This window comes from Methyloceanibacter caenitepidi (genome assembly GCF_000828475.1).
Lineage (GTDB): Bacteria > Pseudomonadota > Alphaproteobacteria > Rhizobiales > Methyloligellaceae > Methyloceanibacter > Methyloceanibacter caenitepidi.
This window is the reverse complement of record NZ_AP014648.1, coordinates 1,071,259-1,087,664: the sequence shown is the minus strand read 5'-3', so window position 1 is coordinate 1,087,664 and position 16,406 is coordinate 1,071,259. Positions and strand designations below refer to the sequence as shown.

Here is a 16,406-nt window from a genome sequence, read left to right as displayed (position 1 = left end):
CCCCGAGGGGCCTCTCATGAATACCCCGGAACCGTTGACACCTCTGCCGCGGCATCTCGTCGAGAAGGCCGTGCGCGAGGCGCTCGAAGAGGATCTCGGCCTCGCGGGCGATATTACCACGGATCCCATTATTCCCGCCGAAGCGCGCGGTGCCGCCGCGATCGTCGTCCGCGAGCCGGCTTGCATCGCCGGCCTCGATCTTGCGGAGGCCGCGTTCCGTGCGCTCGATCCGGACGTGGCCTTCGACCGCATCGTGGACGACGGCGGCAAGGCCAAAGCGGGCACGGCAATCGCCCGGGTCGAAGGCCTGACGCGGGCGCTGCTGACCGGGGAGCGCACCGCGCTGAACTTCCTCGGCCGGCTCTGCGGAATAGCGACACTGACGGCCGCCTATGTGGACGCGGTCGACGGCACCGGCGCGCGGATCGCCGATACGCGCAAGACGACGCCCGGTTTGCGCGGTCTCGAGAAATACGCGGTGCGCTGTGGAGGCGGCGTGAACCACCGTTTCGGCCTCTATGACGCGGTGCTGGTCAAAGACAACCACATTGCCGCGGCCGGCGGGATCGGCGCAGCGCTTTCGCACGTGCGCGCTCGGGGCGGTCACATGGTCAAGATCGAAGTGGAAGTGGACACGCTCGACCAGTTGCGCGAGGCGCTGACCTACCCGATCGACGCGGTCCTGCTGGACAATATGGATGTGGCGACGTTGGAAGAGGCCGTGACAATCGCCGAGGGCAAGGTGGTGACCGAGGCCTCGGGCGGCGTCACGCTGGAAAGTGTCGCGGCAATCGCGCGAACGGGCGTCGACCTGATCTCAGTCGGAGCCCTTACTCACTCGCCCCGTAACCTAGACTCATCACTTGAGTGGGAGCAGTAGCGCTCGTCCCGGTGACCGCATTGACGGAACCCGTCACGGCCTGCACGGCCCACGCAAGAGAGGTCGTCGGCAATTCGCTGTCGTTCTCCGCCTCGCCGTCCGTCCCGGAGTCCTCGCTTAAGGAAGCCTCGACCAGATAGGGCTGTTCGCCACGCTTCTTGTAGAAGATGTGCCGACCGATCTTGTCGATCTTGTTCATGCGGTACGACCAGCGCGGCCGCACATAGTCGGCATGGTAGAAGGTCGAGTAGCCGACTTCTGGCAGCCAATGTTCGCCCGCCATGAAGCTCTTGGAGAGCTCTTGGGCGCGGGCCCATAGGGCCTTGTCGCGCGGCGTGTCGGACTGACCGTCACAGGTAAAGGAGAACTGGCAGCCTTTGCGGTACTGGCCCTGATAGACCACGCCGCAAATCGTCTGCGGGAATTTCGGGCTGCGAACGCGATTCAAGATCACTTGCGAAACGGCAATCTGCCCTTTGAGCGGCTCGCCGCGGGCTTCGAAATAGATGGCGGTGGCCAAGCAGTGGCGCTCGCGCTCTTCGAACTCGGCCTGAGTTTCGCCCTTGTAGCGGAACTTCAGGGCTTCCTCCGACGGGCGATAGGCGATGTCGTAGGGGTCGGGCCGGAAACCGTCCACCTCATAGTTGGCATCGAAGAGCGCCGCATAACCCGCCGTCGGGAGGACGGCGCTGCCGATGTCTTGATCCTGCTGCGAAGGGACGAAGGCGACGGGAACGACGGCGCCTCCCTCGTCGTCATCATTCTCGGTAAAGAACCCCGGCAGCGCAGGCAACTTGGCGATGCTGGCCATGATCGACGGCTTGGCCGGCTTCGAGGCGGTTACCGCAAAGCGATCCGCGCGAGGACCCTTACCTTCTTCGTAGAACAGACGGGCGGCGGCGGTCGAAACCTCTCTGGGTTCGGCGTCGTCTTCAGTCCGAATTGCGTTGGAAACAGTACCGGGAGCGGGCAGATACAACTCGACCTCGGCGCCAAACAGGCTGCCGTACGCGGCTGCATAACCCACACCGATTGACGGGAGCGATACGAGCGCAGCGGCGGCGTACCACATCCGACGAAACGAGCGTCGGCCCATTTTCCCTCCAAGGTCCCCGTACGGTCGGCTTTTCCAGCTGCCCGCTTTGGCGAGCATCCCCCTGGAAAGCCTCCGAAACTTCTTACCCCGTTCAAACGTGTGGACGAACCACGCGTTCCATAGGGTGTCCCCAAAATTGGGGCGTCCCCAAATTTTCCAAGCTGCTGGCTGGAAGATCACCGACGGAAAATCGGTGCTAAGCCCCCTGCCGGTTTGAGCCCGGATCCCGTTGTTTGCCTTAACGAGCAGTGATTATTCTAGATCAATCTGTGCATATCGGCAACGCCCAACACTTTCGTCGCAGACTGGCTAACGATCCGTTACTGCAGGGTTTTTCACGGCCGCCTGGGCTGCGGCAAGGCGCGCGACGGGCACCCGATAGGGTGAGCAGGACACGTAGCTCAGCCCGATTTTCTCGCAAAAACCAATGGTTTCCGGGTCGCCACCATGTTCGCCGCAAATGCCGATCTTGAGATCCGGACGAACCGCACGGCCCCGCTCCACGCCGATTTGCATGAGTTCGCCGACGGCAGCGTCGAGCGTCATAAATGGATCGTGGTTAATGATGCCTTTGTCGGCGTATTCCCCGAGAAAACGGCCCGCGTCGTCGCGGCTGAGGCCGAACGTGGTCTGGGTTAGGTCGTTGGTTCCAAAGGAGAAAAACTCCGCAGACTCCGCGATCTCGCCGGCGACGAGACAGGCCCGGGGCAGTTCCACCATGGATCCGACCTGAAATGCGACCGTCGTTTCGCGTTCCTTCTCCACCGCACGCGCCGTCTCCGCGATACGGTCCTTGATGATGTCGAGTTCCCGCTTGGTGGCAACGAGCGGCACCATGATCTCGGGACGCACGCGATCATGCAGTTCCTTGCCCGTCTCGATGGCGGCCTCGATGATCGCCCGCGCCTGCATGTCCACGATCTCCGGATAAGAGACGAGGAGACGCGCGCCGCGCTGACCCAACATGGGATTGAATTCGCTGAGCACGGCGACGCGCCGCTTGAGCCGCTCGATGCTCACGCCCATGGCCTCCGCCACGTCGGCGATCGCATCGTCTTCATGCGGCAGGAACTCGTGCAGCGGCGGATCGAAGAGCCGGATCGTCACCGGCAGGCCCTTCATGATCTCGAAGAGTTCGATGAAGTCCTGGCGTTGCTCCGGCAGGAGCTCGGCGAGAGCGGCCCGGCGCGCCTCCTTCGTCTCCGCCAAAATCATCTCGCGCATGGCGACGATGCGGTTGGCCTGGAAAAACATGTGCTCGGTCCGGCACAGGCCGATCCCCTCGGCGCCGAAGTCCCGGGCATGCCGGGCATCGGCCGGCGTATCCGCATTGGCCCGCACGTCCATACGCCGCAGTCCGTCGGCCCACTCCATCAGGGTGGCGAAGTCGGGCGACAGATCGGGCTGCCGCATGGAGACGCGCCCTTTGATGATCTTTCCGGAAGAGCCGTCGATGGTGACGATGTCGCCCTTGCGCAGGACGACGCCCGCCGCTTCCAAAGTTTCGCGTTCAAGATCGATATGAGCTGCGGCGACACCGGCCACGCAAGGGCGGCCCATGCCGCGCGCCACCACGGCTGCGTGGCTCGTCATCCCGCCGCGCGTTGTCAGGATGCCTGCTGCCGCGTGCATGCCTTGCACGTCCTCGGGCGAGGTCTCGATGCGCGCGAGAATGACCGTGTGCCCTTGGCTCTTCATGTGCACCGCTTCGTCCGCATCGAAAACGATCTCACCGGACGCGGCGCCGGGCGATGCGGGCAATCCCTTCGCCAGCACCGTCATGTCCGCGTTGGGATCGAGCGTCGGATGCAGCAACTGGTCGAGCTGCGCCGGATCGATCCGCATCACCGCCTCTTCCTGGGTGATGATGCCCTCGCCCGCCATATCGACAGCGATCTTTAGCGCGGCCTGCGTGGAGCGCTTGCCGGTGCGGGTCTGCAGCATGAAGAGCTCGCCTGCCTCGATCGTGAACTCGATGTCCTGCAGGTCGCGGAAGTGCCGTTCCAAGGCGGCGCAGTTTTGCTTCAGCGTTGCAAAGGCTTCCGGCATCGCCTCTTCGAGAGACAGCTTGCCATTGCCGTTGGCGGCGCTGGCTTGCTTGGTCAAGGGCTGAGGCGTGCGCAGGCCGGCAACCACGTCCTCGCCTTGCGCATTCAAGAGAAATTCGCCGAACAATTCGTTCTCGCCGGTCGATGGATTGCGGGTGAACACAACGCCGGTGGCGCTGTTGTCGCCCTTGTTGCCGAACACCATGGTCTGGACGGTGACGGCGGTGCCCCAGTCGTCGGGAATGTCATGCAACCGCCTATAAGCGATGGCCCGTGCATTCTGCCAGGACCCGAACACGGCGGCGATCGCGCCCCAAAGCTGGTCGCCGAGGCTTTGCGGGAACCGCAGGCCGAGCTCCTTCTCCACCAGCGACTTGAAGCGCGCAACGATCTCGATCCAATCGTCCGCCTGAAGTTCAGGATCGAGCTCGTAGCCTTTCAACGCCTTGTAATTCTCGAGAATATCCTCGAACAGGCCGTGATCGACGCCCAGCACCACATCGGCGTACATCTGGATGAAGCGCCGGTAGGTGTCGTAGGCGAAGCGCCGGTCATCGGTCCGGCGGGCCAGCCCCTCGACGGTTTGGTCGTTGAGACCGAGATTGAGGACAGTGTCCATCATGCCGGGCATGGAGGCGCGCGCGCCCGAACGAACGGACACGAGTAGCGGATGCTCCACGTCGCCGAACTGCGCGCCGCTGAAGGACGCCATTTGCACAAGCGCCTCGTCCACCATGGGTCTCAGCGCGTCGGGGAGCTTACGGCCGTTCTCGTAATAGGCCGCGCACACATCCGTGGCGATGGTGAAACCGGGCGGGACGGGCAGACCGATGCGCGACATCTCCGCGAGATGCGCGCCCTTGCCGCCGAGGCGATCCTTGTCCGCGGCGGAGCCATCGGCGTGTCCACCGCCGAAGCTGTACACCCATTTGGGCGTCTGTTCCGCCATTTAAGGCCTCGCCTCCTCATCGTTCGTCGTTGATTGCCCCGTCCGGCCCCTCTTTTAGCCTGCCCAGCGCGCCACACACAAACGGGCAAATGGACGTAGGGTGTGCGCGACTCTCGATGCGCGCAGTCAGGGCCGGATGGGACGTCGCGACTTGGCGTTCCAATGGGTCAAGAAATCGCCCCCGGGGATGACGCGGCTGTTCGGCGGCGCGGACACCCCATACGTCCAGACGAGGACAGTTCCGGTTCCAGCCAGCGACACTTCGAGGGGAATGCGCGCATAGTTCGGGTCGCCATGCTCATAGGCGTCGAGTTCCGCCAGCAGTCGCTCCCCGGGCGGCAAGGCGAATACGTCGCCGATAATGCGTGTCGGCGCGTTCGCGTCGAACATCGCGGCGGGATACCAGCCCATGTCGTAGAGCCTGCCGTTCGCGCGGGCCTGGCCGACATAGCGCGCCTGTGCGGAGAGACGCCGCGCCATCGGATGATTGCTGCCCTGGCGCAACGTCCCGTAGACGAAGACGTGGCCTGGTTCGGCCTCGGCCTTGTTACTCACGCGGGTAACTCGACGCGGCCGGTTTCGTCCAGCGTCCAGAACGGATTGTGGGCGACCTCCCACGCATGGCCGTCCGGATCGGCGAAATAGCCGCTATAGCCGCCCCAGAATACCTTCTCGGCGGGCTTGAGAATCTGCGCGCCCGCCGCCTCGGCCTGCGCCATCATGGCGTCGACCTGCGTTTCGTCCGCACAGTTCATGGCGATGGCCGTGCCGCCGTTGCCGGTCCAGATGTCGTCGGCCTTGGCGTCGTCCTTGAGCGCATCGCGGCCGAACAGCCCAAGCACCACCGCGCCGGCCTGCATGAACGTCACCGCCTCCTGGCTCTCGCTCGACCGCGTGAAGCCTAGCCGCTCGTAGAATTCGGTCGCCTTGGCAATGTCGGCGACGCCAAGTGTGATCATGCTGATATGCGGACGCATGGGTTATCCCGCGATCTTTGAGAAATCGGCGACGGTCTTGGTCGTATTGCGGATGCGGTTAAGGAGCCGCAAGCGGTTGTCACGCAGCTTCGGATCGTCCGCGTTGACGGTGACACTGTCGAAGAACGCATCGACGGGCGCGCGCAGCTTGGCCATGGCGGACATGGCCGCTTCGAAGTCCTCGTCCTGCACGGCCTTGGCGGCGGCCTTCTCGACATCGTCGACCGCTTTCGCCAGCGCCTTTTCTTCCGGTGCCTCCAGCAGCGCGGGGTCAGGGGCTTCGTCGTAGGTCTTCTTGTCCTTCTTCTCCTCGATGCGAAGGATGTTGGCCGCACGCTTGGTGCCCGCCAGCAGGTTCGCGCCATCGTCCGTGTCGAGAAAGCGGCCGAGCGCGTTCACGCGAGCCACGATCATCAACAGATCGTCGCCGCCGAGCGCGAACACTGCGTCCACCAGATCGTGCCGTGCACCTTGGTCGCGCAGATAGATTTTCAGGCGGTCGGCGAAGAAGTCGAGAAGATCGACGTTTCGCTGCTCGACCTTGCGCCCGCCCCAATCAACTTCGCCACGGGCTCCTTCGCCCTGGCTTTCAAAGATGTCCATCAGCCGTAGCGAGATGCCATTTTCCAGCACGATCCGGATGATCCCGAGCGCAGCGCGGCGCAAGGCGTAAGGGTCCTTAGAGCCGGTCGGCTTTTCGTCGATGGCCCAGAAACCCACCAGCGTGTCGAGCTTATCGGCAAGCGCGAGAGCAATGGAGACAGGCGTACGCGGCACGTCATCCGTAGGACCGACAGGTTTGTAGTGATCGGCAATGGCGTTGGCGACGGAGGGCCGCTCGTTCTGATCGAGCGCGTAGTAACGCCCCATCGTGCCTTGCAACTCGGGGAACTCGCCGACCATGTCACTGACGAGATCGGCCTTGCAGAGAATGCCCGCGCGCTCTGCATCCTCCGCGTCCGCGCCGACAAGCGGGGCTAGATCGCGCGCCAGCTTGAAGATGCGCTGAACGCGCTCGTACTGGGTGCCCAGCTTCTCATGGAACGTGATGTCCTTGAGCTGCGGCACCCGTGTCTCGAGCGAGACCTTGAGGTCCTGATCGAAGAAGAATTTTGCATCCGACAATCGCGCGGCGATCACGCGCTCGTTGCCTTGGGTGATGGAGGTGCCACCGTCATCGGCTTCCAGGTTCGCCACGAGCACGAAGCTGTTGGCAAGATCGTCGCCCTTCGACACAGAGAAACACTTTTGATGCGCCTTCATGGAGGTGGCGAGCACTTCCGGCGGCACGCTCAGAAACTCTTCGTCGAACGCGCCCATGAGCGGCACGGGCCATTCGGTTAGACCGGCATTCTCCGCAAGCAACCCCGCGTCCTCGACGAGCGCGAGACCATGCTCCCCGACCCGCGCGCGCGCGCCATCCAGGATCTTGGCGACCCGTTCGTCGCTTTCGAGAATGACGTAGGCCTTGCGCAGTTTCGCCTCGTAGTCGGCGAAGCTCTTCACGTCGAATTCTTTCGGCGCCATGAAGCGATGACCGCGTGTGGTCTTGCCGCTCTTGATGCCATCGACTTCGAAGTCCACGACCTTGCCGCCGAGGATGCAGAGTATGGAGTGTAGAGGCCGCACCCAGCGCAGCTTGCCGGCGCCCCAGCGCATCGCCTTCGGCCACGGGAACGTCTTCACGATCTCCGGCACGATCTCGGCGATCACATCGGCGGTGTCGCGTCCCGGCTTTTCGATGACCGCGACGTAGTAGCTGCCCTTCTTGTCCTCGCGGGTCTCCGCTTCATCGACCGAGCCGAGGCCGGCGGATTTCAGGAACCCCTCAATGGCCTTATCCGGCGCATCGACGCGCGGTCCCTTGCGCTCTTCGCTGACGTCGGGCGAGCGCTTGGGCAACCCTTCAACCACCGCCGTGATGCGGCGCGGCGTGGCAAAGGTCTTGATCGCCTCGAAGTCGAGGCCAGATGCTTTTAACTTTTCGCCCAACAGGCGCGCGAGGTCTTCCCGCGCCCGCGTCTGCATGCGCGCCGGAATCTCCTCGGAGAAAAATTCGAGCAGGAGTTCAGCCACGGCCTGCTCCATTCGACGCACCGCCCGCGTCCGTCTTGAGCCAGGCTGCGCAGCAAGCCTTCGCCAGGTCGCGCACGCGCAAGATATAGGCCTGACGCTCGGTGACCGAGATCACGCCGCGCGCATCCAAAAGATTGAAGATGTGCGAGGCCTTGATGGCCTGGTCGTAGGCCGGCAGCACCATCAAATGCCGCCCACCGTTGTCGCCGGCCTCCAGCAGCGCCTCGCACTCGGCTTCGGCATCGCGGAAATGCTCGAACAGCTTCGCGGTATTGGCGTGCTCGAAATTGTGCCGGGAGTACTCCTGTTCGGCCTGAAGGAAGATGTCGCCATAGGTGACCTTGGCGTCCCCTTCCCCGCCGTTGAAGTTGAGGTCGTAGACATTGTCGACGCCCTGCACGTACATCGCCAGGCGCTCGAGACCGTAGGTCAGTTCGCCGGAGACCGGATCGCAGTCGAAGCCTCCCACCTGCTGGAAGTAGGTGAATTGCGACACTTCCATGCCGTCGCACCACACTTCCCAGCCGAGGCCCCAGGCGCCAAGCGTGGGGCTTTCCCAGTCATCCTCCACGAAGCGGATGTCGTGGTTCTTGGGATCGATGCCGATGGCGTAGAGGCTCTCCAGATACAGGTCCTGAATGTCCGGCGGGGACGGCTTCAGGATGACCTGGAACTGATAATAATGCTGGAGCCGGTTCGGGTTCTCGCCGTAGCGGCCGTCCTTGGGCCGGCGCGACGGCTGCACATAGGCCGCGCGCCAGGGCTTCGGGCCCAGCGACCGCAGCGTGGTGGCCGGGTGAAACGTGCCGGCGCCGATCTCCATGTCGTAGGGCTGCAAGATGACGCAGCCTTGGTCGGCCCAGAAGCGCTGAAGCCTCAGAATGAGGTCCTGGAACGACGGCGCGGCGGCCTTTCCGGCTGATTTTGCTTGCTTGGACATAATCGATTCGGGATGGGGCAGGTTTGCCGCCGCACGCTATTGCGTTGCAGCCGACAATGGAAGCCAAGAAGGAGCCAGCGTTAAGCCGGGACGCCGGTTTGCGCGCTGGCGGGGGTGCCCCAAGGGGGCTCATCTCAGGATCAGCGGCGCTCCTTGGGGCGGTATATGCCGGTAACGGGGTCTTCCTCCAACGGTACGGCGCTTTCGATATCGCGCCGCTCCATCGCCTCTTGGGCTTTGCGCAGTTCGGCCCGGACGCGCTCCTGCTCATTCTTGAAGTAGCGCCGAACCCAGAGAAGGCCTGCGCCGATCGCGGCCAAGAGAAGAACTTGGGGCATTGTTCTACAACCCGAATCTCGACCAGAGAGAGCGCGCCTCGATTGCGGAGATCACGTCGGCGGCGAAGCCTTGCGGCCACTGGCCGAGATCGAAGCCGCCGGCGCCCGCCGAGACCGACTTCTTGCTCCGCCGGAGCCAGCCTCCGCCGGTGGAGACGAGCTTGAACCGGACATCCTCGCCGAACACTTCGCGCATCTTGGTGCGCAGGTCCGACAGGCCGTCGATGAGACCGAGTTCGGCCGCGACCTTGCCGGACCAGAATGCGCCGGTGAAGAGTTCGTCGTCGGACTTCGTCAGCTTGCCGCCGCGGCGCGACTTCACCATGTCGATGAAGGCCTCGTGCACATCGACCTGAATCGCCTTGATGCGTTCCACATCGGCCGGCTTTTCGGGCAGGAACGGATCGAGCGTATCCTTGCTCTTGCCCGCGGTGTACACGCGGCGCTCCACGCCGATCTTCTCCATCAGACCTGGAAAGCCGAAGCCGGCGGCTATCACGCCGATCGAGCCCACGATCGAGCTTTGGTCCGCATAGATCTCGTCGCCCGCGAGCGACAGCATGTAGCCGCCGGAGGCCGCCACATCCTCGCAGAAGGTATAGACCTTCAGGTCCTTTTCCTCGGCGAGGGCACGAATGCGCTTGTGGATCAGCGTGGACTGGACCGCGGCGCCGCCCGGCGAATTGATCTGAATGGCGACCGCTTTCGCGCCACGCATGCCGAAGGCCTTGTCGATGGCGGCGGCGACCGTCGGCAGGGAGAGTTCCTGCTTGAACGGAGAACTCATGCCGATCGGCCCGCTGAAGCGCAGAACCGGGACCAGAGGGCGGGACTTGGTCCAGCTCTTCGGCAGCAGGGATTTCAAGACTGTCATCAAACCATTTTCGCTCATAAACGCACCGTACCCTCAGGCCTATCCAGATCAAGCGTTGTCCACTAGATCGGGATCAATAAAGGCTAGACCGGGGCAGCGGCTGGGACGGGCCTTGTCCATCGCCTTGAAGCTCATGGCAACGATGCCCGGCGCCTGGGGCACCGCGATGGTTGCTGGACATTCAGGCAGGCCCCTCACGTGATCCGAGCGCGGTGTTCGGGCTGGTATCGACTGACGAGCCGCCGCACCATGCCGTGGTAGTGACGCCGGGGCAACGAGACCAGGCCGAGCCTGGCGGCGATCGCACAGGGCAAGATGTGGCTGAAATAGAGGCCGAGCAGCCGCCGCTCCTCGCCACGCTGGCGCATTTCCCTGAGGACCTTCGGCGCGAGGTCGTAATAACGCCGAATCTCGCGCCGCCCGTCAGCCGTCCGTTTCAGAACCTTGTCGCGGAAGGCGCGCAACGCGGTCAGCTCGAAGCAATCGTCCGCGAGCCCCACCACGTCACAACACGCCGTAGTGAGGAAGCATTTTTCTTGGCGCCGCGGAGGGCCGCTCCCCATATAGTTGTCGGACGATGTCGAGCTACCCGAATTGCAGGCCTTGCGCGCGGCGTAAGGAGCGTAATACGCGTCTGCCTCAGTCTTCATCTTCTGCACAAGCTCGCCGGTGCCTTCGAGGTCGACGTCGAACACATCGAAGCTGTTTCCATCCATTGTGGCGGCGATCCGAACGTTCCGTATGCCCGCGACGCGCTCCAAATCCCCTCCGTATAACTTCTTGAGATCGAAGCTCTTGGAGTAGGGCTTGTTCTTGGACGTCGAGCCTGGCTCCGGCGCGAATGTCATCGTGTCCGCCTTCTCGCCATCCAGAAGAAGCTCGGCCTCGAAGCTGTCGTACTTGCCCACGGGCGTCACGCTGATCCAGGCCGAGAATCCCTGCTTGGGCCCCGGCTGCGCGTTGTACCAAATCCTGAGCTCGGCCATGCCGCCCTTCTTGTTGTCGCCATCGAGGTTGCCCCCGTTCCGCGTCTTGATCTTTTCCGGAATAAGGTCCGAGTGGACGGCCGAGCCGAGAAAGTCGTAGGACCAGCTTCCCAGCGTGCCGTCTTCCTGTTTTGGACGATTGAGACTGAGGGCCAGAACATTTGCGCAGTCCACCGCCGTCTCCTTGAGCGGGTTCGTCTTGTTGCGGGGCCTGGGGTGGCGCGCGGCGGGGTTGGGATGCAGACGCCAGGCTCGGTCCGGACCGATCGTCATCGCCTCCAGCACTTCGCCGGCGCCGTCCAGATCGAACTCGAAGATGTCGTAGGTGCCGCCGCTGATATCGGCGGTGACGCGCAGATTGCGGGCGGTCGTGAGACCGCCCAAGTCGCTACCGAACAGCTTGGTCAGATCGCGCGTCGTCTTGTTGGCGACCGCGAAACTGTCGACCTCCCTACCGTCCACGAAGACATGCGCCTTGAAGCTGCCGCCGGAAGTAGACCCGGCCCGCTCCACTGTCAGGTCGCCGCCGTAGCCGTGATCGTCGCCCGGAGGGCTCCAATAAAGAATTTCGAGATTGGCCCTACCATGCACCGCCGAAAACTTGGGTCCGCCCGACTTGACCTTGAGCGTTCCATCTCGCGGATAGGCGCGCGCGAGGTAGCCTCCCTGAGAGCTGAACCGCCAATTCCCGATCTCGCCCTGGAGGTCGTCACCTGCCTGCTCCTTTGGCGCGTCGGCATTCTTCTTCCCCCTCGCACCCTTGTGGCTCGCGCTCGGCACCTGATCCGCACTGCGCGCGCCGGGAGGAGAGGCTTGGGCGTTGAGCTGTTCGGGAACAATCGTAGCGGCCACGAATGGCGCGACGGTCACTAGGGCTGTGATCGCCTTCAGGCGTTGAAGATTGGAGCGATAAGACATGAGGAGATGCTCCCCCCATAACGAATTGGCAAAGCCGTCGTCGAATTTGAGTGTTCCCCGCGGATTGCAAGTGCGGATTGTAGTGGGTTTGCTGGCAGGGGCCAAGCCTTCGCACTGCGCTCAACGGACCCGATGGGCGGCGCCATTAACGTCAAATCGCAAACAGACATGAGCCGGTGCCATTTCGATGGTATACAATTGGTGTAGCGCGGGCGTCCCGCTTGAAGCGCGGGAAACGGCACCGGTCCTGGGAGGGCACCTCAGTTGAGAAAATTTGCGATCCTGGCGAGCTTGGCGGCAGCCGTCGCGTTTGTCGGTATCTCGCTTGCGCCCCAACCGGCCGAAGCCGGCCTGTGCCGCAAGGTCTGGCGCAACGGCTATTACAGCAGCGGCTATTGCGGCCGGCGCTTCGTCGGACCTGATCGATACGGCTATGTCCGGCCGCGTGCAGCCTACTACCCGCCGCGGCGCTGCCGCTCCCGTTACGGCTGCGGGGCCTACCCTTACGCTTACTACCCTTATTGGCGAAACCGGACCCAGGGCGGTTGGTACTACCGATAGCTCTCACAATCCGTATCGCACTCCGGCGAAAAGCCGGCCTCCCAACCGGAGGCCGGCTTTTTGTTTTCCCGGCCTGAATACCCGATGAACGCGGCTCTCAGCCACGGTTCAGTCCCTCACCTCTAAGACCTGTTCTCAAGACCGAGGACTTGAGACCGAGCACTTGGAGCGGCCCGACAGCCGCCGGAATAGAGGTAAGGACCATGTTGAGAACGACTCTTCTTGCAGCAGCCACCCTGGTGGCGTTCGGGGCGACCGCCGCCTATGCGGGTTCCGACGGCGGATACGGCCACAAGGGCCACGATCGCGACGGTCATGGCGGCTACGAGCAAAACCATGTGCCCGGGCCCTACGCCGGCCGCTATCGCCACTATCGGGAACACTACGGCGCGAAGCGCGATTACCGGTATGGCCGAAGCTGGTTCGATTATCGCGGCCGGCCCTACTGCCGCCTTGCCCCGCGCAAGGTGCCGATCAAGGTCTGGGACCGTCGCGGTAATTCGTACCGCAAATGGGTTTGGAAGGACGTGAGGGTCTGCGTCTAGCTGGCCTTCATGGGCCCGGGGCTCCTCCCTAGACCCGGGCATTCGCGGGGCTGCCGCCGATCCCCCCATGGCGGCAGCCCTCGCTATTTTCGGGGAGCACCACCCGTCGGCAGAGCGATTCTAGGCGCCGGGCGCATCCAGGCTTAGCGCGGCGCCGCTGCGCAAAACCGCTTCCGCCTCCGCCGTGTAAGCGCCCCCATCTTCATGCAGCACCAGCCCCGGCAAGAGACGCGTGCGGCCGCGGCTATTCTTGCGCCCCTGGACAATGACGCGGGCAGCCGGGACGCCGCGCCGCGGAAAGAGCGGGAAAATCGTCAGGCCGCCAAAGCGGTCTTTCAGAACCTCGAGAAGCGGACCGAGCGACTCCGCCCGGTGAATCAGGGTCAGTGTCGCGTGCGGGCCGGCCATGGTGGTCAGGAACCGCACCCAGCGCTCCAACTCGCCATCCGGCATGACATGGGCACTGGCGCGCGACGCGTCCGCCGCCGCACGGACCGATCCTGCCCCGTAGAAGGGTGGATTGGCCATGACCTGGTCATAGCCCTCGCGAACGAGCCCGGCGGTGCCGAGGACCTTGCCCGGCGCGGTGACGTCGGCCTCGATCACGCGAAACCTGCTGCTGCAGTTGTTCCGCTCGGCATTTTGCCGCGCAAGGGCGCACTGACTTTTGTCAATCTCGACCCCGGCGATATCGATGTGCGGGACACGGGCCAGGAGGCACAGCCCCGCCGTCCCCGCGCCGGTCCCCGCATCCAACACCTTTTCGCCGGTCCGCGCCGGCACGGCCGCGGCCAGGAAAACGGCGTCGCTGCCGCCCCGGTGACCCGTCTTGTACTGGAGGATTTCAATCCGCCCGCCGAGAAAAGCGTCGGCGGTCGTTCCAGCTTCCAGGGAGCCGTTAGGACCGATTGTCGCGCTCGAGATCATTACCAACGCCCGCCTCGGTCAGCAGCGCGCGCGCCCTGTCGACCGAGCCCCCGTCGACCAGCACACGCTGCGGCAATACCCCGATCGACCCCTCCATGACGCTCATATTGGTGTCCAGCACCGTGAAGGCGATGCCGGCTTCTTTCAGGAGCGCGCTCACAAATGAAATGAGCACCGGATCGTTCGACCGTATCAGTTCTTTCATCGCCACAACTGCTCCCGAAAAGCCATCCACGCCGGGTTCTTCATTTCGGCCCGCCGACAGTGCTATAAGCCCTCCACACTGGAGGAAACGAACCCCTTCACCAGAGGAGACTGGCCCGTGGGCATTGTCGTCAAGCTTTCCGACTCGCGCGACACCAACGCGAGCCTCGCGCCACTCTTCGCGCTTGTCGAGGAGGACATGGCGCGTGTCAACCAGTTCATCCTGGACAAGGCCCGTTCCAATGTCGACCTGATCCCGGAGCTTGCGCGGCACTTGATTGATTCCGGCGGCAAACGCCTGCGCCCCATGTTGACCATAGCCGCGTCAAAGCTTTGCGGTTATGAAGGCGACGGCCACCAATGGCTCGCGACCGCCGTTGAGTTCATGCACACAGCCACGTTGCTGCACGACGACGTGGTCGACGAGAGCAGCCTGCGGCGCGGCAAGACCACCGCACGGTTGCTGTGGGGCAACGAGGCATCCGTCCTCGTCGGCGACTATCTCCTCGGCCAAGCCTTCAAGATGATGGTCGAAGTGGGCTCGCTGGGTGCGTTGCGCATCCTGTCGGACGCCGCAGCGGTCATCGCCGAGGGCGAGGTCATGCAGCTCATCACCGCCAACAACACCGACACGACCGAAGACGACTATCTGGCGGTCATCGAGGCGAAGACCGCGGCGTTGTTCGCCGCCGCCGCCGAGGTGGGCGCGGTCATCGCCGACCGTCCGAAGTCCGAGGCTGCGGCTCTAAGGTCTTTCGGACGCAATCTCGGTGTCGCCTTCCAGCTCGTCGACGACGCGCTCGATTATTCCGGCGAGCAGTCGGAGCTCGGCAAGAGCGTGGGGGACGATTTCCGGGACGGCAAGATCACGCTGCCGGTCGTGCTCAGCTACCGGCGCGGCAGCGCCGAGGACCGCAGGTTCTGGGAACGGACGCTCAAGCAAGGCGAGATCGGCGACGACGATCTGCAAACGGCCATCGACCTGATCGCCAAACACAACGCTCTGGCCGACACGATGGAGCGGGCACGCCACTACGGGGCGATCGCCCGCGATGCGCTGGCCATCTTCCCCGACGGTGACGTCAAGTCGGCGCTTCTCGGAGCCATCGAGTTCTCGGTTAACCGGCCCTACTAGCGTCCAGCACCTATTGGCTCAGCCGCGCTTTGGGATCTCCAAGGACTCCGGCGGTGATCCACCATTCCGGCTCGTGCTCGGCGAGCAGGATCGCGGCCCACAGCGCCTCGCGTGGACTCGCGAACACGGCGAAGCAGGTCGCGCCAGACCCCGACAGCCGGACGAGCCGAACGCCCTTCAGTTCCTGGAGCTTCGATAGCACGCCGCCGATTTCCGGCGCGAGCTTCAACGCCGCGGGCTCGAGGTCGTTGCCGCGCGCGGCCGCATAGGCGATCAACGCCTCGAAGTCCCCACCGAAATCCGGCGCGTGTGCTTCTTGCGGCGGTGCTTTCAGCGGCGCTGCGCCAAGCGCCCCGTACACGGCGCCGGTCGCAAGTTCCACACCGGGATTGACCAGCAAGACACCGCATTGCGGGAAGCCTGTCACGGGTTCCACAATCTCTCCTCGGCCTGTCATGAAGGCGGGCGTGCTCCGCAGGCAGACGGCAACATCGGACCCAAGTTCGGGCGCGAGCGACGCGATATCGTCTGCGCCGACCACACCATCGCTCGTCTGCATCAGCAACCGGAGCGCAGCGGCGGCATCCGCTGAACCGCCCCCTAGTCCCGCTGCGACAGGCAGCGTCTTGACGAGGCGGAACCGGCCCGGGCTGAGCACCGGGAACCGGGCGCGCGCTGCTTGCGCCGCTTCCAGAATGAGGTTCGCGCCCTCCAACGCATCGGCGTAGGGGCCCTCCACATCGAGTGTGAATATTTCGGATTGGTCTTGCGAACCTGTCTCGTCGGACACGAGCCGCGGCGCCCCGTAGTGTCCGGAGGCGAACTCAAGCGTATCGCCGGCGCCTACGAAGGCGACGAGGCTTCTTAGCTCGTGAAAGCCGTCTTCGCGCCGGCCCAACACCTCAAGGGTGAGGTTGAGCTTCGCCCAAGCAATGTCCCGTATGCGCATATC

16 protein-coding genes are annotated in these 16,406 nt (G+C 63.9%); 4 read left to right on the top strand and 12 right to left on the bottom strand.

Annotated features, from left to right (window positions below; genetic code table 11):
- The first annotated feature begins 16 nt into the window (after positions 1 to 16).
- Positions 17 to 880, top strand: coding sequence for a carboxylating nicotinate-nucleotide diphosphorylase (nadC, locus tag GL4_RS05050; RefSeq protein WP_172653297.1), 864 nt, complete (start codon positions 17 to 19; stop codon positions 878 to 880).
- Here the strand turns inward: nadC and GL4_RS16575 are convergent.
- From GL4_RS16575 to GL4_RS05005, 9 genes are all read right to left on the bottom strand, one after another.
- The gene (locus GL4_RS16575) at positions 831 to 1,952 is read right to left on the bottom strand and encodes a cell wall hydrolase (protein ID WP_052464138.1); all 1,122 of its coding nucleotides are present in this window, start codon (positions 1,950 to 1,952) and stop codon (positions 831 to 833) included. The genes nadC and GL4_RS16575 overlap by 50 nt on opposite strands.
- 333 nt (positions 1,953 to 2,285) lie before the next feature.
- The gene (gene ppdK, locus GL4_RS05040) at positions 2,286 to 4,973 is read right to left on the bottom strand and encodes a pyruvate, phosphate dikinase (protein WP_045365239.1); all 2,688 of its coding nucleotides are present in this window, start codon (positions 4,971 to 4,973) and stop codon (positions 2,286 to 2,288) included.
- A gap of 126 nt (positions 4,974 to 5,099) precedes the next feature.
- Entirely contained in the window at positions 5,100 to 5,528 is a 429-nt protein-coding gene (locus GL4_RS05035; RefSeq protein ID WP_052464137.1) for a gamma-glutamylcyclotransferase family protein, read from the bottom strand.
- Positions 5,525 to 5,950, bottom strand: a complete 426-nt coding sequence (locus GL4_RS05030; RefSeq protein ID WP_045365236.1) for a VOC family protein — start codon at positions 5,948 to 5,950, stop codon at positions 5,525 to 5,527. Before GL4_RS05030 ends, GL4_RS05035 begins: the two co-directional genes overlap by 4 nt.
- Before the next feature lie 3 nt (positions 5,951 to 5,953).
- Positions 5,954 to 8,026 (bottom strand): glycine--tRNA ligase subunit beta, encoded by a 2,073-nt coding sequence (glyS, locus tag GL4_RS05025; protein WP_045369493.1) that lies wholly within the window; start codon positions 8,024 to 8,026, stop codon positions 5,954 to 5,956.
- Positions 8,019 to 8,966: a glycine--tRNA ligase subunit alpha gene (locus GL4_RS05020; RefSeq protein WP_045365234.1), complete on the bottom strand. Its 948-nt coding sequence runs from the start codon at positions 8,964 to 8,966 to the stop codon at positions 8,019 to 8,021. The genes glyS and GL4_RS05020 overlap by 8 nt, the downstream gene beginning before the upstream one ends.
- Before the next feature lie 140 nt (positions 8,967 to 9,106).
- Positions 9,107 to 9,304 (bottom strand): hypothetical protein, encoded by a 198-nt coding sequence (locus GL4_RS05015; protein ID WP_045365231.1) that lies wholly within the window; start codon positions 9,302 to 9,304, stop codon positions 9,107 to 9,109.
- Positions 9,305 to 9,308: 4 nt separating this feature from the next.
- Positions 9,309 to 10,178, bottom strand: a complete 870-nt coding sequence (locus GL4_RS05010; RefSeq protein ID WP_045369491.1) for a S49 family peptidase — start codon at positions 10,176 to 10,178, stop codon at positions 9,309 to 9,311.
- Positions 10,179 to 10,372: 194 nt separating this feature from the next.
- Positions 10,373 to 12,082, bottom strand: a complete 1,710-nt coding sequence (locus GL4_RS05005) for a CFI-box-CTERM domain-containing protein (protein WP_045365228.1) — start codon at positions 12,080 to 12,082, stop codon at positions 10,373 to 10,375.
- A gap of 264 nt (positions 12,083 to 12,346) precedes the next feature.
- Here GL4_RS05005 and GL4_RS05000 point away from each other — a divergent pair, with 264 nt between their 5' ends.
- Positions 12,347 to 12,643: a hypothetical protein gene (locus tag GL4_RS05000; RefSeq protein ID WP_156137396.1), complete on the top strand. Its 297-nt coding sequence runs from the start codon at positions 12,347 to 12,349 to the stop codon at positions 12,641 to 12,643.
- A 203-nt stretch (positions 12,644 to 12,846) separates the two neighbouring features.
- Positions 12,847 to 13,188 (top strand): hypothetical protein, encoded by a 342-nt coding sequence (locus GL4_RS04995; protein WP_045365222.1) that lies wholly within the window; start codon positions 12,847 to 12,849, stop codon positions 13,186 to 13,188.
- A gap of 120 nt (positions 13,189 to 13,308) precedes the next feature.
- Here GL4_RS04995 and GL4_RS04990 read toward each other — a convergent pair whose 3' ends face one another.
- Positions 13,309 to 14,115 carry a tRNA1(Val) (adenine(37)-N6)-methyltransferase gene (locus GL4_RS04990; protein WP_045365220.1) on the bottom strand — a complete coding sequence of 269 codons (807 nt, stop codon included), beginning with the start codon at positions 14,113 to 14,115 and terminating at the stop codon, positions 13,309 to 13,311.
- Entirely contained in the window at positions 14,087 to 14,320 is a 234-nt protein-coding gene (locus GL4_RS04985; protein ID WP_045365217.1) for a putative signal transducing protein, read from the bottom strand. Before GL4_RS04985 ends, GL4_RS04990 begins: the two co-directional genes overlap by 29 nt.
- Before the next feature lie 117 nt (positions 14,321 to 14,437).
- On the opposite strand from GL4_RS04985, the gene GL4_RS04980 reads away from it, so the two are divergent.
- Positions 14,438 to 15,454: a polyprenyl synthetase family protein gene (locus GL4_RS04980; protein ID WP_045365214.1), complete on the top strand. Its 1,017-nt coding sequence runs from the start codon at positions 14,438 to 14,440 to the stop codon at positions 15,452 to 15,454.
- A gap of 10 nt (positions 15,455 to 15,464) precedes the next feature.
- Here GL4_RS04980 and GL4_RS04975 read toward each other — a convergent pair whose 3' ends face one another.
- Positions 15,465 to 16,403, bottom strand: a complete 939-nt coding sequence (locus tag GL4_RS04975) for a 4-(cytidine 5'-diphospho)-2-C-methyl-D-erythritol kinase (protein WP_045365211.1) — start codon at positions 16,401 to 16,403, stop codon at positions 15,465 to 15,467.
- Between the last annotated feature and the right edge of the window lie 3 nt (positions 16,404 to 16,406).

What these genes read in the sequence shown, in the direction of transcription:
- nadC (WP_172653297.1), top strand. Translation starts at nt 17, where the DNA reads ATGAATACCCCGGAACCGTTGACACCTCTGCCGCGGCATCTCGTCGAG.
- GL4_RS05030 (WP_045365236.1), bottom strand. Translation starts at nt 5,950, where the DNA reads ATGCGTCCGCATATCAGCATGATCACACTTGGCGTCGCCGACATTGCC.
- GL4_RS05015 (WP_045365231.1), bottom strand. Translation starts at nt 9,304, where the DNA reads ATGCCCCAAGTTCTTCTCTTGGCCGCGATCGGCGCAGGCCTTCTCTGG.
- GL4_RS16575 (WP_052464138.1), bottom strand. Translation starts at nt 1,952, where the DNA reads ATGTGGTACGCCGCCGCTGCGCTCGTATCGCTCCCGTCAATCGGTGTG.
- ppdK (WP_045365239.1), bottom strand. Translation starts at nt 4,973, where the DNA reads ATGGCGGAACAGACGCCCAAATGGGTGTACAGCTTCGGCGGTGGACAC.
- GL4_RS05005 (WP_045365228.1), bottom strand. Translation starts at nt 12,082, where the DNA reads ATGTCTTATCGCTCCAATCTTCAACGCCTGAAGGCGATCACAGCCCTA.
- GL4_RS05010 (WP_045369491.1), bottom strand. Translation starts at nt 10,178, where the DNA reads ATGACAGTCTTGAAATCCCTGCTGCCGAAGAGCTGGACCAAGTCCCGC.
- GL4_RS04985 (WP_045365217.1), bottom strand. Translation starts at nt 14,320, where the DNA reads ATGAAAGAACTGATACGGTCGAACGATCCGGTGCTCATTTCATTTGTG.
- GL4_RS04995 (WP_045365222.1), top strand. Translation starts at nt 12,847, where the DNA reads ATGTTGAGAACGACTCTTCTTGCAGCAGCCACCCTGGTGGCGTTCGGG.
- GL4_RS04975 (WP_045365211.1), bottom strand. Translation starts at nt 16,403, where the DNA reads ATGCGCATACGGGACATTGCTTGGGCGAAGCTCAACCTCACCCTTGAG.
- GL4_RS04990 (WP_045365220.1), bottom strand. Translation starts at nt 14,115, where the DNA reads ATGATCTCGAGCGCGACAATCGGTCCTAACGGCTCCCTGGAAGCTGGA.
- GL4_RS05020 (WP_045365234.1), bottom strand. Translation starts at nt 8,966, where the DNA reads ATGTCCAAGCAAGCAAAATCAGCCGGAAAGGCCGCCGCGCCGTCGTTC.